The organism is Streptomyces sp. NRRL B-24484, assembly GCF_000717715.1.
Classification (GTDB): domain Bacteria; phylum Actinomycetota; class Actinomycetes; order Streptomycetales; family Streptomycetaceae; genus Kitasatospora.
The window spans coordinates 41,150-57,134 of sequence record NZ_JOAI01000065.1 but is presented as its reverse complement, the minus strand read 5'-3'; the positions used below and the strand labels follow the sequence as shown (position 1 = coordinate 57,134).

Sequence of the window (15,985 nt, the reverse complement as noted above, 5' to 3'; positions counted from 1 at the left end):
CGGCTCCAGCGACACCCGGCCCCCTCGATCGACGAACAGGCCGATCATGGCAGCCAGGACCATCCGCCATCACCGGTTTGCGGATTTCCCAACGGAGTCTTCCAGGGCGGCGGTTCCGAGGACGTGTCCGTCCCCCAGAGCGGGTCGTTCAGCGCACCCGTCAACGTCACTTCGCCGGGCGCCACTCTGCGGAACATCGCGCAGGCCCACCCGTCCACCACCCGAAGGGCCTGATCCGATGGCGGTCGAACTCCCCGAGCCCCTGCAGTGGGTGCTCCTCCTGCTGGCGGGCACCCGCTGGCCGGAGGCCGACGAGGACATGCTCCGCGACATGGCGGAGCGCTGGCGTGACGGCGCCAAGACCCTGGAGGACGCCGGACGCTCCGCCGACTCCGCGGTGAAGCGCGCCCTCGACGGCCAGCGCGGCTCCGCCGCCGACGCCCTGGCCAAGCACTGGTCGCAGTTCACCACCGGCAAGGGCACCGAGGAGGACCCGGGCTACTTCCCCGGCCTCGTCCAGGCCTGCAACGGCATGGGCGACATGCTGGAGGCGATGGCCAACTCCGCGGAGACCGCGAAGATCCAGATCGTGGCCCAACTCGGCATCCTGGCCTTCGAGATCGCGACCGCGGAGGCGGAGGCCCCGTTCACCGCGGGCGTCTCGCTGGCCGAGATCCCGGTGTTCGTCGGCATCAGCCGCACCGCCGTCCAGCAGATCCTGAAGCAACTGCTGAAGGAGACACTGGAGTTCGCCGCGAAGCAGGCCGCACAGATGGCCGCGATCAACCTGATGGCCCAGGGCATCGAGGTGATGGAGGGCCACCGCAAGAGCATCGACATGAAGGAGCTGGGCCAGAACGCCCTCGGCGGCGCCGTCGCCGGCGCCAGCGGCCACCTCATCGGCAAGGGCCTCAGTGCCGGCGGGTCGAAGCTCGGCCTCAGCAGCGTCATGGAGACCACCGCGGGCCGGATGGCCCACGGCGCAGCCGTCGGTGTCGGTGCGGACGTCTCCACCCAGCTCATCACGACCGGTCACGTCGAGGGCGGCAGCCTGCTCGGATCCGGCCTGAGCGGTGGTGCCTCGGTCGGCCTGCACCGGGGAGCGTCGGCCGTGAAGGGACACTTCAACGGCCCGCCGAAGATCCCCACCCCGCACGCCGGCCCCGAGGGCGCCGGTGGCGGCACCGCCGGAGCGGGCGGCACCCCGGTCTTCTCCAAGTCCGACTCCGGCTCGGCCGGCTACCGCGGTCCCTCCGGTGACGGCCCGTCCGGCGGCGCCCCGCACGAGGCACCCGCCTCGACCGGCTCGACCGGTTCCGCCGCCTCGGCCGGCTCGGCGGGCGGCTCCGTAGGCGGTCACTCCGCCACCGGCCTGGCAGGCGGCCCGAACGGATCCACCAGCACGGGCAGTTCGGCCGGCGCCGGCAGTTCGGCGGGGACGGTGCACGGCGGTGGCGAGGGCGGCGCGAGCCGTCCCGAGAGCGCTCCCGCACCGTCCTCGGGCACCCGGGGCCTGGTCCCGTTCGGCTCCGACCGGCCCGCACCTGCCGCCGAGCACACCCCTGCGGCCGAGACGCCGGTCCACACCTCCGAGCGCCCGGCCACCGAGCACCCGGCCACCGAGCACCTGGCCTCCGAGCGCCCCGCCCCGGCCGAGACCGCCGCGACCGGGCAGCCGACGCCCCACGCGGCCGACCGCCCGGCACCTGCCGCCGAGCACACCCCTGCGCCCGAGACGGCTGCCGCCCCGGCCGCCACCCGTGGCGACTCCGCCGAGCCGGCGCCGCGTCCCGCAGAGCCCGTGCACCAGGTCGCCGAGAGCGCGCCGCACGCCCCCGAGACCACGCCCCGGGGCACCGAGCAGGCACCGGCCGCGCACGAGCAGGCCCCCGGACAGGTCCACCAGCAGGCACAGCCGCAGGCCCATCAGGACGTCCAGCCGTCGCCGCACACGTCCACGGGCGAGAGGCCCGCGACCGCGGATCACGCCGGCGACCGGGTGCCTTCCGCCGACCGGCCGACGACCGTCCCGGTCCACGAGGCCCCGGCGCCGACCCGTGACACCTCCGTGCCCGCGCACGAGACGCCGACCCCCGTGCCGACCCGCGACACCGCTGTGCCCGTGCACGAGACGCCCGTGCACGAGACACCGGTGCGCGAGACGCCCGTGCACGAGACACCGGTGCGCGAGACGTCTGCGCAGGTGCCCCCCGCACACGAGGCACCGGTGCACGCGCAGCAGCCGACCGGGCCCGTCCACGACACGACAACGCCCGTCCACGAGACGCCCGCCCCCGCGCAGCAGGCCCCGTCCCACGCCCAGCCGGGCACCGGAGCCGTCCACCCCACGGCACCGCCCGTCCACGAAGCCCCCGCCCCCGTCCACGAGGGTGCCGCGGAGCGTCCGGCGGCGGCCGTGCCGCACGCGGCGGCTCCGGCCCCGGCCCCGGCACAGAGCCATGTCGCGGGGGGTGGCGGCGAGCACCGTGCCCCGGCCCCCGAGTCGGACGCCCCGGCACCGGCGTCCAGCCGGCTGGACGGCACCGGCCCGCTCGGCGGCGCCCCGCACCTGGCCGCGTCCGGTGGCGACACGCACCTCAACGGCGGTACCCGGGTCTCGGGCGGTCAGACCCAGAGCAGGCCTGCGCCGGAGACCGTGCCGGGGAACGTCGTTCCCGACAACGCGGCGTCCACCGTTCAGCAGCCGGCGGGGACGCCGCCCGTGGCGGGCGGGTTCGTGCCCGGTCCGGTGCCGGGTGGCGGCGCTGCCCACACGGCGGGCGGCGGCGCCCGCACGCCGTCGACGCACGGACCGACGGGTCCGGTGTCGCAGCGCCCCGTGGAGCCGACCCCGCAGCCCGCCGGCGGCACCGTCCGGCCGGGTGCCGGCCGTACCTCTGACACCCACGTGCCGCCCCCGCCCCCGCCGTCGCACCGGGCGGGCGGGACTCCGCGGACCCTCGGCGACCCGAACGGGTCCTCGTCGTCCGCGCCCCGCACCGGTCGGACCGGCGACGAGCACCTCCCGCCGCCGCCCCCGCCGCCGTCGGGGAACTCCGGGATCCGTCCGATCGACGAGGCACCGACCCCGGAGGAGCTGGCGCAGCTGCACCAGCACCCGGCCGGCCCGTCGCTGATCCACCCGCCCAAGGCGGATCCGGCGGCGCTGGCCCGGTACAAGAGCGACAACAAGTTCAACTTCAGGCTGACCGGCGAGTTGCAGACGGCGGCGAACGCCCTGCCGCACAGCTCGTGGGGGCGGCACGACTCCGGCGTCCAGACGCCGAACGGCAGGCCGGACGTCAAGGTCAGCCCGTACTCGCAGTCCTTCAAGTCGCACCTCGACCCGCTGACCCTCAAGGCCCTGCACCCGGTGGCGGCCAACGCGGTGACCCCGCACCTGCGCAACGAGCTGGGTCCGGAGGCCATGGCCTTCCAGGGCAACCAGGTGCTGGAGGCGGCGGGCAACCTGGACTTCCGTACGCAGGAGCACTTCCAGCAGCAGGAGATCCGCCGGAACGTGCTGGAGCGCCTGGCCCGCCAGGACTCGCAGCAGGACTGGCACCCGGTCGGCGAGCAGCGGGTGAACGACCACCTGGACGGCTCGGTGTCCGCGATGGACGGCGTGAACCGGCTGCTGGGCGGGCACAACGGCCACCCCGGCTTCGACGGGATCGTGCTGGGCGAGGCGCACAACCAGTCGCCGAGCTGGCGCTTCCTCAACGAGAACATGCACGGCCTGAAGGCCGCCGGCGTCGAGCGGATCTACGTCGAGTCGCTCCGCGACGACGCCTTCCAGCAGCACCTGGACGCCTACCAGCGCTCGGACGGCACGATGTCGCCGAACCTGGAGAAGATGCTCCGGACGTACGACCGCAGCCAGAACTCCCCGGCCGGCGCCGGCCTCTACGACACCGTCGTGCGTGCGAAGATCGAGGGGGTGACGGTCCACGCGGTGGACGGCTACCCGGCGCGGCGGCCGCACGACCTCGGACGCCAGGCGCTGGAGGAGCGCGCGCGGCTGCTCAACTCCTACATGAACCACGCCATCACGGACGCCGGCGGGACGGGCAAGTACGTACTGGTCACCGGCAAGGCGCACGTCCACGAGCACCCGACGGGCTCCGAGCACCGGATCCCCGGTGTGGCCGAGATGCTGGGCGCGCCGTCGGTGCGGCTGACCGACGGCGGCCGGCCGAACCCCGACGGAGCGCCGCACGACGCGACCGTCGCCACCGCCGCCGGGGACATGCGCCTCGGGTACCTCCCCCGGGAGTCGACCGGGCAGGACCCGGCGAACGCGGCCCAGCAGCACGGCAACGGCGCCCCGCCCGCACCGCCGGCCCCGCCCGTGCCGCACCAGGGCGGGGACGGCTCCTCGCAGTCGACCCACGGCCTCGGTACCGACAGCACGCCCGCGCCGCCGGCCCCGCCGGTGTCGCACCAGGGCGGGGGCAGCTCGTCCCCGTCGCCCCGGAGCCTCGGCGGCGACAACACCCCGCCGCCGCCCGCCCCGCCGACCCGGCAGCACACGGCCGGATCCGCGCAGTCCGGCCACCAGAACCCGCCCACGACGACGCCGAACACGACGCCGGCCCCCGGCCACAACGCCCCGGCGACCGGTGGCCACAACGCGCCGTCGACGACCGGCCACACCAACCCGCCCGCCGCCGGCCAGCACAACGCACCGTCGACCAGCGCCCACGACCAGTTCCTCGACCGGCAGAAGCAGGCGCGCGACGCGGAACTGCAGGCACTGTCCGGCAAGTCCCCGGTGCGCGACGCGGTGGACCAGCTGGGCCGCGAGCAGCGGCCGGTGGCGACGCCCCCGGTCGGCGCCGACCGGCTGCGGCAGGACCTGCCGACCATGTCGCCGCAGGAGCGGACCCGCGAGCTGGCCGGCCTGACACCGGAGAACCGGCGCTGGCTCGCACGCGACCCGCAGACGGTGGATGCGCTGAAGAACGGGCTGCCGCCGAAGGAGTTCGCGAAGACCGCGGCGGAGCTGATGGTGCACGTGGACCCGCGCGCGGAGCGCGCGCCCTCGGCACGGCAGGAGGCGCAGCAGCAGATCGCCCGGATGCTCCAGGACCCGGAGACCGCCGCGCGGCTGCTGAAGAACGGCGCCGACGTCGTGGTGGTCCCGAAGGACGTGCGGATGCCGGACGTCCCGGAGCTGAACGACCTGCGCGGGGTGCACAACAACTCCTCGGCGGGCGCCGGCCGCGGCTACGACGACATGCGCGGCTCCGGCGGGCGCCACTCGGCGATCACCGAGGAGAACCTGCTCGGCGAGCACACCCCGATCGGTCACGGCGGGCACTACGAGGACGGGTACTCCACCACCACCCACGAGTTCACCCACACCGTGCACCGCTACGGTCTGGACGCGCACGACCAGAAGCTGATCACCGACACCTTCAACCAGAAGCAGGGCGACCCGAACGCCGCCTGGCCGGACGGTCCGCGCCACGACGCCAGCGGGAAGCCGGTCGACAACTACTCCTCGCGCGACGAACAGGAGTACTTCGCGCAGGTCACCAACGCCTACCTGGGCAACAACCACGGCACCGACCCGTACACCGGCCAGCCGCGCAACAACGGCGCGGACTGGGTGCGGCAGAACGAGCCGGCCATGCTGCCGTTGCTGGAGAAGCTGTACGGCAAGGACCCGGGGGCGGTGCACAGCGGGCCGGCCAACCCGGTGCACGCCACCACGGCCGAGAACCAGATGTACGAGGGATTCCGGGACTTCATGGACCGGGTCGACGGCAACGGGAGCAACCCCCCGGGCCACCAGCCGCCGGCCACGCCGCCGCCGGTCCCGTCGGCGGGCAACCCCGGTCAGCACGGCGGGAGTTCCTCGCACCTGCCCCCGCCGCCGCCGAAGGCGCCGGGCTTCGGCAGCAAGCCCGCGGCGGACGACGGCTACTCACACAAGATCGACGGCGAGAAGGCCTTCGACGCGATCAAGGACTTCCTGCCGGACTCCGCGGAGTTCGACAAGGTCAAGGACAGCCTGAAGAAGTACGAGCGGTCCGCGCTGATCGACGGCGACACCGACGCGATCCTGCACGCGTACCAGCAGCAGAAGCAGCTGCACGTGGACGTGCTGCGCCGCAACGTGCCCGAGCAGCTCGACGCGGTGAACCACCGGCTCGACGAGATCGCCCGCCAGGGGCCGGACCGCCAGGCCGAACTGGCCGGCGAGAAGCACAACCTGGAGACCGCGAAGGCCCACCTGGAGGACCAGCGGGACCGGCTGGCCGTCTACGAGCACGAGCTGGCCCGGCTCAAGGGCGAACCCAAGTCCGGCACCGCGGAGTTCAAGGCGCTGCAGGACGCCCGCGCGCAGGCCGAGCCGTGGATCGCCAAGGACGCCATGGCGCGGATCGAGGAGCAGCGCAAGGCTGTGGGCGACCTCCGGCAGGAGGCCGTCCAGCGGCGCGACGACGCCGAGACCGCCTACCAGAACGAGAACAACAAGCGGACCGCCACCGGCTCCACCAAGGAGACCGCGGCGGAGGCGGCCGCGAAGACCACCCGGAACGTCTTCGCGAGCCGGGTCGAGGACCTCGGGGTCCGCGAGGAGGAGCTCGCGAAGGACCTCCAGGCGCGCAAGGACGCCCTCGCCGGGAACTACGGGGCGACGCCGCCCAAGCCGAAGAAGGGCGCCGAGCACGAGCTGACCGACGGTGCCTACCGCGCCGCGTTCGGCTACTCGGACCACGGGGTGATGGCGGGCGAGCCGCACGCCGAGAAGACCGTCCGCCGGATGGAGGACGGCAAGGTCAAGCTCGGCACCGCGGTCGTCAACCGCAACCACGTGGTCGCCGACTACATGGTGCACAAGTACGTGACGGCCGCCGTGTTCAAGGCCCGGTCGTTCGGCGACGAGCAGCACCGGGTGGAGGCGTCGCGGACCTTCTCCGACTTCGCCGACACCATGGCTCCCGACCAGCACCGCGTGCTCGACAAGGCCGGTAAGCAGGCCGTCAAGCGGCTCGGCGCCAACGGCCAGGAGCACGCCGCCCTCGCCTGGCGCGACCTCGGCTACACCGCCAAGGACGTGGACCTGGGCAAGGCCTACGGCAACGACCGGCTGGAGCCCGCCTTCGCCCCCGCGAAGCTGGACGACCCGGCGAGCGCCGTCGCGGCCCGGGACGAGGTGCGCGACCAGCTCGACCGCTCCGGGCTGGAGGGCCCGGCCAAGGCCGAGTTCGACCGGTACGCGGACACCGTGGAGCGGTTCTCCGGCGACCCGTCGCCGCAGCACCTGGCGGAGATGAAGGATGCCCTCGCGGACGTCCGCACCAAGGTCCGCGAGCAGGCCGTCGAGGACCTCGCTCTGGTCCACGGCGTCACCGGGCCGCGCCGCCTCGACGACACCGTCGCGGCGGCCCGGCAGGCCGCCGCCGAGCCGCCCGCCGGCCCCGGCAACTCCCCGGCGCACGAGCGGCTGGCCGACCGGCTCGACGACCTGGCGCGCTCGTACGACCGCCTCGGCCAGGACCGGCAGGACCTGAAGGGCCTGGCGGACGAGCTGCGCAACGACCCCAACGCGGTGCGGCCCGAGCGGCTGGAGGCCTTCGCCGACAAGCTGCCGAACGAGCGCGACCGGCTGCGGCAGGACGAGGTGGACCGGCGCCGCGAGGAGGCGGCGCAGACCCTCAAGCCCGGCGGCACCGCGGCCGACCAGCAGAAGGCCGCGCAGAAGCTGCTGCCCAAGGCCGACGCGGACATCGCCGCCGTCGCCCGGCAGTACGGCGGCGGCCTCCCGCGGGCCGGTGCGGGCGAGAAGCACCCCGCCGGCCTGTTCGACCAGGCCGTGCAGGCCAAGGTCGAGGACGTGCCGAAGCTGATCGAGGAGATCACCGCCGGCCTGTCCAACAGCGCCTCCAACCTGCGCTTCGGCGACGAGCTGACCAACAAGTGGATCCAGAACTTCCTGGACCCGCACGTGGTCCGCGACCAGGACGTGCTGACCGCCGTCGCCAAGGGCGACCTGCCGCCCGAGGCGCTGTACTCGCCGCACACCCTGGACCTGCTGCGCGGCCTGCGTACCCTGGAGGACACCGGCCTCGCCCCGGGCGAGCTGCGCGACCTGATGGCCCCCAAGACCGAGGCCGACATGGTCGACCTCCACCAGCCGGGCCAGAAGCCGAGCGCCAGCGCGGTCAACATCGCCGACGAGCACGGCATGCTGAACCACGCGGGCGGCAAGACCCCGGTCTCCTCGTCCGGCGACTTCACCCGCCAGCCGGGGCAGTCCGCGAACCCGGTGGTCGGCTCCGAGGCGCTGCACGACCCGGCCCGCGACGCCCGGCCTGGCGCGGAGGGCCACGAGATCGGCACCACCCCGCCGCCCGCGACGCCCCGGCCCCCGGCGGGCCAGGACACCGACGTGGTGATGGCCTCGGCGGACCACGGCACGCCCACCGGGACGCAGGACCACGACACGCCGATGCCGTCGCAGAGCCAGGACCACCCGGTGGCCCCGCAGCAGACCGCCCGGCCGGAGAAGCGTCGGGTCGACCCGGACGACGACGTGCTGATGGCCGACGCGCCGCCGTCCAAGCGCAGCGCGACGGACGCGGTGCCGACACCGCCGCCCCCGCCGCCGGTCGCGCACCCCGCCGCGGGCGACCACCGGAGCACCGGCACCCGGGGCTTCGGCACGCTGCCCTCCCCGCCCCCGCCGCCGCCGACCCAAAGCCACACCCCGGCCACCGGGACTCCGCACCAGCCGACGGCCGGACACGGTGGCGCGCCGGAGCACCAGGGCCAGCAGCACGAGGGGCCCCAGCACGACGGCCAGCACCACGAGGCCGACCCGCTTCAGCACCACGAGGACGCCGACCAGCAGCCGCACGACGACCAGCAGCTGCCGCCCGTGGAGCCGCTGCTCCCGCCGGTCGGCACCCCCGAGCACGGGATCATGCACGACCCGGGGAGCTTCCTGCGGGACACCCCGCTCGGGGTGGACTTCGGCTCCGGGCTGAGGCTCCGCACCGAGGGGCTGCAGCAGCACCAGGTCAACTCCTTCCTCGCCAGGTTCGAGGGCAGTGACCGGCACTGGTTCGCGCTCGTCCGCGACCCCGCCCGCAGCACGCCCGACCGGGACGCCTTCGTACTGACCCCGGCGTGGGAGAAGTACGCCCAGCACAGCGAGGAGTTCCGGCCCCCGGCCGGCGTCCACCTGCCCGACCCGATGCCCGACCACCACTACGTCACCGCGCTGTACGCCCCGTACAAGTCCGGGACGGCGGGCGGCGACCACACCATCGGGCACGTCCAGGTGCCGTTGCACCCGGACCCGGCGCGGCCGGGCGACGGGCTGGTGTTCACCGGCGGCATGAACGGCTGCGCGTTCGTCGCCACCGACGTGAACCCGCACACCGACACCTTCCAGCTGTGGCACTTCCAGTCGTACTCGGCGAAGAACAACCTGATCGGCGGCGCCGACTTCCGGGCCGGAAAGACCGTCACCGACTGGTTCGGGCCCGACGAGTACCGCTCGCCGCACCCGTTCACCTTCGAGGTCACCAACGTCCTGCACCACGGCCCCGACGGCTGGCACGTCACCAGCCAGGAGTCGGTACAGGAGCACGGCAACCCGCACGTCGGCAGGCAGACCACCCGCCCGTTCAGGCTCGACCCGCCCGGCGAGGCGGACCGGGTGCAGATGACGGTCGGCCCGTACCACATCAACGCCAGGGAGCAGGTGGAGCGGTTCGACGACCTGGCGAACAAGCTGCAGGGCAAGCTCCCGCCGGCCACCGACCCGAAGTTCCGCACGGTCCGCAACGAACTGCTCGGACAACTCGGCGACCTGCGCGGCCGGCTGGTCGCCCAGGCCGACGCCGTCGGCGCGCTCGCGCAGCCCGGCACCACCATGCAGCAGGTCCACGACAGCGCGACCGCACTGCGCCAGCAGGCCGCCGCCGACCGGCAGCACGCACAGGGCGAGTCGATGCTCTTCACCGCCCGGATGAGCGCGCTGGGCCACGCCAACCCGCGCTTCCACGAACTGGAGGCGCTGCAGCGGCAGCTGTTCGACGAGTTCCCACCGCAGGACGACCGTTCCTGGCTGTCCGTCATGTCCCGTGACAGCGCCGGCCAGTTGCAGCGGCTGGCCGAGGAACAGCAGCAGCACGACCCCGCACAGGGCTTCGGCTCACTGCCCTCGGCCCCGCCGCCGGTCACCACCCACGGCACCGGTGCGTCCGAGCACCAGCAGTCCCGTGCGATGGACGTCGACGAACCCGCCCCCGCCGTCCCGCACCGGCAGGACGCCGACGGCGACACCGTCATGCAGGACCGCCCCGAGTCGAACAGCCGCAAGCGCGGACGGGACGAGGACGACCATGCCGTCGTCGAACGGGAGGACAAGCGGCGCCGGACACCGTCGTACGAGAACACCGACGCGGTGATGCACGACCGCGGCTACCAGGCCGTGGGCGCCCGGCACCCGTTGACGCAGGACCTGGTGAGCTACCTCGGCGGCGAGCCGAAGGTGCATCCGCCGATGAGCTCCTCGCTGCTCGGGAAGGTGAACCCGCACGCCGCGCCGGTCCACCCCGGTGAGGGATTCCGGCCCGGCAACGACCTCAACGCCTGCCTGGAGAACGTGGAGGCCTACCGGGACACCCACTTCGGCCGCCCCAGGGTCTCCGGGCAGACCCTGCACGGGAACGTGGAGCCGATTCCGGGCAACACGCTGTGGAAGCGGCACGACGGCCCGGCACTGTTCGGCGAGGGCGACGCCGCCGTCCGGAAGCTGATGGAGACGGTGCAGGCCGGCGGGCCGGGCAGCTTCGCCACCGTGCTCGGCGCGGGCAAGGAGGGCGCGGGACACGCGGTCGCGCTGGTCCACGACCGCGACGGCCGGCTGCGATGGGCCGACCTGACGGACCGCAAGGTGACCCCCGCCACCGGGGGGATGCCGGAGAACTTCCGCTCCGACTGGACGGTCTGGGCATCGGTCGCCGACCCGCACGAGACCAACATCTCGGGCCCGCACGACCCGAACTTCATGGACACCTACTCGACCTTCACCCGGCCCCGGACCGAGCACGCCCCGGAGCCGATGGACGTGGACGACTTCGGCACCGTGCCGCCGTCCGATTCACCGATGGACGTCGACTCGACGCCGGCGCCGCCCCAGCGCCGGACCCTGGCCGTCGCCGTGCAGACCGCGGTGGTCGGACCCGACCCCGTCACCCCGCACGGCCGGGACATCTACCTCAGCGAGGTGCTGCCCTCCAACGACCGGCCGATGACCCGGTTCGGCACCGACCAGCGCTCGCACACCGTGCCCTGGGCGCTGACCCGCCGGGCGGCGAGCGGTCTCGCCGGACGCTCCGCCGAGTCGGTGTGGGCCGAACTCACCAACGACATCACGGAGTTCAAGAACTACCCGCCGGAGCCCAAGGGCGCCGCCGAGAAGGACTACCCGGCGGTCAAGGCCCGCTGGGACGACATCGTCGCACGGCTCGACAGGCTGCCCACGGACCCGTCGCGCCAGCAGTCGGTCGAGCAGTGGCACCGCGAACTCGGCGACCTGGTGTCCGGCTACATCGAGCTCTCCCAGATCACCTCCTTCGCCTCCTTCGCGGACGGCCGGGCGGTCGGCCACGGCGAGGCCGGGATGCTGGACCGCCTCGGCGCCTTCCAGCGGGGCACCGGCCCGGCACCGAGCACCGACGAGGTCGTCGGCACCCTGCTGGACATCAAGCAGACCGCCTCGCTCAGCGCGGACGACGTCCGGACGGCCAAGGAACACCTGATCCGCAGCCTCCACCGGGCGTACCCCGACTACATGACGCCGGCCAACCGCGCCGACATCGAGAACCAGCTCGGCCTGCAGCCGGTGACGGTCCAGCCGCCCGGCCAGCTGCCCCCCGGCACGGCCGCCTTCACCCGCTACCCGCTCAAGTCCGAACTGGTCGCGGACCTCGGCGCCCACGCGACCGACCCGTCGAGGACCGGCCGGATCGTGCTCAGCGAACAGTCCCGGCCGGACACCCAGTTCGGCAGCAACCAGTACTCGCACGCCGCCTCCTGGTCGCTGATGCGGGAGTCGCTGCTCTCCTTCGAGGGCAGGCCGCGCCAGGACCTGGAGACCTGGCTCGGCGACCGGTTCACCGAGATGCAGGGCCACCTCGACGGACCGATGTCCCGGGCCGTCGACCACGCCCACCAGGAACTCCGCACGCTGCACGGGTACCCGCCGCACGAGCAGCGGAGCAGGGTCGGCGACCTCGTCCGGATCTTCGTCAGCGCGCACCAGAGCCTGCCGCACACCACCTTCGTGGACCAGCTGCAGCTCGGCAGTGCCACCTCCAGCGGCGAGCTCGACTTCGGGCTGCGCGGCGGTCCCCGCCACGACGAGCTGGTGGCGAGCCACTTCGACGGCGCTGCACCGTTCAACAGCGGGGACGACAAGCTCCTCCGCTCCTACCGGAGCTGGCAGACCATGGCCGAGACGCTGGGCCCCGTCCGGCCGGAGACGGTCGACCTGGTGGCCGGGCGGACCTTCACGGACAAGAACATGGCCGCGCTGCTCCACTCCGGCGCGTCCAGGCCGCTGGACCACCGGATCGGGCAGCGCTACCTGGAGGGCGTCCTGGCGTGGGACCGCGCGGTCACCACGGCCTTCCCGGACGACGGCGACGGCGCGGTGACCTCGAACTGGCAGGCCCACCGCAACGAGTTCACCGTCGAGCGGTTCGGCCGCCCGACCGATCCCGCCGTCCGCCGGCAGGTGGAGGACTGGTTCGACCGGCTCACCACCTCCGGGCGGCCCGGCGACGCCGAGAGCGCGATCCACGGCCTGACGGAGTACTACCGGGCCCGGGCCGAGGGCGGCCGCCGCGGCACCGAGCGGGCGGCCCTGGCCTCGGCGATGGGCCTCGTGTCGCCGCCGGCCCGGGTCGCCGGCGGCAAGCGCGCGGGCGACGACATCGGTGACGACCTCGCCACCCGGTTCAGGAGGATGGATCCCGGCGACGACAGCTGACCCGCACGGCCGGGCGGCGGCACCCCGCCGCCCGGCCACGGGCACCGACACCGGCACCGGCCTGCGACAGAAGCGTCGAACCCATACCCCCCGGGGTACCCGGTACACTGCGAACAGGGCCCCTCGGGGCACGGGTACCAGAGACCGGGAGCGTCCACCATGTGCCGACGGACCGTGTGCCGCACGTGCGGCAAGGCCACCTACGCGGGCTGCGGCCAGCACGTCGACCAGGTCCTGGCCGGAGTGGCCCGGGCCGACCGCTGCGCCTGCGACCGGAACGCCGACCGGGGCCGCGGCCTCCTCGCACGGCTCTTCGGCCGCCGCTGAGCGGGGCTCCCGCCCGGCGGCGGGGCGCCCACCGGGCCGGAACGGCGGTACGGGCTCCGCAGGGGTCCGCGGAGCCCGTACCGGTACCGCCGGGCCGGTGTCAGTTGCCGGCGCCCGCGTACAGCGCGACGGCGTCGCCCGCGCCGACCGTGGCCGTGAAGGTGCCGTCGGCCGCGACCGTGTAGCGGGTGCCGCTGCAGCCTCCGCCGCTGCTCGGGTCGGCGTGCTGGACGTCGCAGTAGCTGCCGGCCGGAAGCGAGGTCTGGAAGGTCCGGGTGATCGGGCCGGTCTCGTGGTTGATGGCCACGTAGCCCTTGGTCCCGCGGCCGAAGGCGATCGCGTTGCCGCCGTTGGACCACCAGTTGGTGACCGCGGTGCCGTTCACGGCGTTGCGGAAGCCCACCATGTTGGCGATCTGGCGCCACTCGTGCTGGCACTTCCAGCCGTTCTGGTAGCAGGCGGTGACGGTGCCGCCGTTCGGCGGGCCGGCGTCGATGTCGCTGAACTCGTAGCCGGAGTAGACGTTCGGCGATCCGTACGGCCAGGCCAGCAGGTAGACGTTGGCGAGGGTGTAGGTGTTGCCGTACTTGTAGTTGAGGGTGGAGCCGTTCCGCTCGGTGTCCCAGTTGTCGGTGAACGTGCGGGAGTTGCCGCTGGGCAGGTAGCCGGCGCCCCAGGAGTCGTTCCAGTTGCTCAGGTAGGCGAGCTTCTCGCTGGTGAAGATCCGCTTGAGGTCGTAGGCGCCCATGAACGCGTCGACGTCGCCCGTCCCGGTGTACTCGCCGGGCTGGACGGCCTCGCCGGCGGCGTAGATGACCTCCTGGGCCCAGTAGATGCCCGGCTTGGTCAGCTTGGCCTTGATGGCGGACAGGTCGGCGGCCGCGATGTGCTTCGCGGCGTCGATCCGGAAGCCGTCCACGCCCTTGGCGATGAGGGTGTTGAGGTAGCCGGCGATGGTGGACCGCACGTAGTCGCTGCCGGTGTCGAGGTCGGCGAGGCCGGACAGCTCGCAGTTCTGCACGTTGGCGCGGTCGCCGTAGTTGCTGATGTTGCTGCGGCAGGAGTGGAAGTCCCAGTCCTGGTAGTACCCGGGGTAGGTGTACTTCGAGTACACCGTCCCGCCGGTGCCCGTGCCGCTGCCCGCGCTCATGTGGTTGACGACGGCGTCCACGACGACCTTCACGCCCGCCGTGTGGCAGGTGTTGACCATGTTCGTGAACGCGGTGGCGTCGCCGAGCCGACCGGCGATCTTGTAGCTGACGGGCTGGTAAGAGGTCCACCACTGGCCGCCCTGGATGTGCTCCTGCGGCGGCGAGACCTCCACGTACCCGTAGCCCTTGGGTCCCAGGAAGTTGGTGCACTCCTTGGCGACCGAGGCGTAGGACCACTCGAAGAGCGTGGCCGTGACGGTCTTGGTGCCGGGCGTGGCGGCCTGCGCGGCGGTCGGGCAGGCGACCAGGCCGGTGCCGGCGGTGAGGACGGCGAGCGCCGCGGCGGTGGCGGCGCGACGGGTGCGGCGGGGCCGGGGGCGACGGGGATCGTGGCCGAGCACGACGTTGTCCACGGAGTCTCCTGTGGGGGCGGAGCCGGGTGGGTGGGACGGCCGGAGGCCGGTGGAACGGCGCCCTGAGCAGGGCGCCGGTGGGGGCCGCACGCCTTGCTGCAAGACTGATGAAACTTGCTGGAAACTTTCTGCGCCGACCGTAAGGTGCTGATGAGTGCCCGTCAAGGCTTCGGCCCGTCACCCTTCGTGGTCCCCAGGCCTGCAGCACTCGTCCCGCACCCGCCCCCGCCCCTGCGGTCACCGCTGCAGCACGCCCCGCACCGGGGTCAGGTCCCGACTCCGAGCCGTCCGGCCGTCCGCTGGGCGACCGCGATGTGGCTGTAGCCGGGGATGCCCGAGCCGACGGCCTTCTCGTACCGCACGGCATCCGCGAGCCCGATCTTCCCGCCGGTGGGCAGGGACCGGTTCGCCGTCCACAGCAGCGTCCGCAGGTGCTCGTTCTCGACGGCGAGGAGCGGGCCGGCCTCGCCCAGCGGCTCGCCCGCGCCGACCCGCCAGTCGGCCACTGCCGTCCAGAAGCCGGTCAGGGTGTCCCAGCAGATCGCCGCGCGCGGCCCGAGCAGCCGACTCAGCTCCCCGGCCGGCCGGAACGCGTCGAGGCCGTGCGACGCCAGGTTCTGGAGGTTCTCCAGCAGTCCGACGACGAAGGCGTACTCGGCCTCGTCGTCCAGCAGTTCCTCGACGACCGCCAGGACCTCCGCGGTCGAGCCGTGGTCGCGCCGGGCCGCCCGCACGGCCACCTGCCGGCCGACCTCCAGGTCGTCGGTGTCGTCGACCGCACCGGGCCGGAGTCCTACGAGGTCGAGGAGTCGCCGTGACCGGCCGACCGGCCGTCGGCGCCAGGGGAGTCGCATCCGTCCTTCTTCCATGGGGAAATCCGGCGATCATGGTCGTCGGTGGCCGCCCAGCATGACAGGCGCCCCGTCCGGACGGATCACGGGGCGGGCCCCGAAGCCCGCACGCCGATGACGCCCACAGCGGGTCAGGCCCCCTCCACCGGCCGCCCACGGACGCCGGGGGTGAACTGCGGTGCCGCACAGGAGGATCGACCTTCGGAAATGATCTTCGCCCGA

Annotated in this window: 5 protein-coding genes; 3 read left to right on the top strand and 2 right to left on the bottom strand. The window is 73.6% G+C overall.

What is annotated here, in order from left to right; genetic code table 11:
• The 3 genes from IE98_RS51495 to IE98_RS50310 all read left to right on the top strand — a co-directional run.
• On the top strand, positions 1 to 234 hold a 234-nt coding region (locus IE98_RS51495; RefSeq protein WP_234443838.1), incomplete at its 5' end, for a hypothetical protein.
• A gap of 4 nt (positions 235 to 238) precedes the next feature.
• Complete coding sequence (locus tag IE98_RS43725; RefSeq protein ID WP_043176056.1) at positions 239 to 13,021, top strand: toxin glutamine deamidase domain-containing protein; 12,783 nt, start codon at positions 239 to 241, stop codon at positions 13,019 to 13,021.
• Positions 13,022 to 13,180: 159 nt separating this feature from the next.
• Positions 13,181 to 13,348 carry a hypothetical protein gene (locus tag IE98_RS50310; RefSeq protein ID WP_199923039.1) on the top strand — a complete coding sequence of 56 codons (168 nt, stop codon included), beginning with the start codon at positions 13,181 to 13,183 and terminating at the stop codon, positions 13,346 to 13,348.
• Between the two features lie 100 nt (positions 13,349 to 13,448).
• Here IE98_RS50310 and IE98_RS0137750 read toward each other — a convergent pair whose 3' ends face one another.
• Entirely contained in the window at positions 13,449 to 14,912 is a 1,464-nt protein-coding gene (locus IE98_RS0137750; protein WP_420706261.1) for an alpha-amylase, read from the bottom strand.
• Between the two features lie 266 nt (positions 14,913 to 15,178).
• Positions 15,179 to 15,766, bottom strand: coding sequence for a hypothetical protein (locus IE98_RS0137745; protein WP_030276737.1), 588 nt, complete (start codon positions 15,764 to 15,766; stop codon positions 15,179 to 15,181).
• Between the last annotated feature and the right edge of the window lie 219 nt (positions 15,767 to 15,985).

Bases quoted from the DNA above. Each gene is read 5' to 3' on its own strand.
- IE98_RS50310 (WP_199923039.1), top strand. From the start codon at position 13,181: ATGTGCCGACGGACCGTGTGCCGCACGTGCGGCAAGGCCACCTACGCG.
- IE98_RS0137745 (WP_030276737.1), bottom strand. From the start codon at position 15,766: ATGCGACTCCCCTGGCGCCGACGGCCGGTCGGCCGGTCACGGCGACTC.
- IE98_RS43725 (WP_043176056.1), top strand. From the start codon at position 239: ATGGCGGTCGAACTCCCCGAGCCCCTGCAGTGGGTGCTCCTCCTGCTG.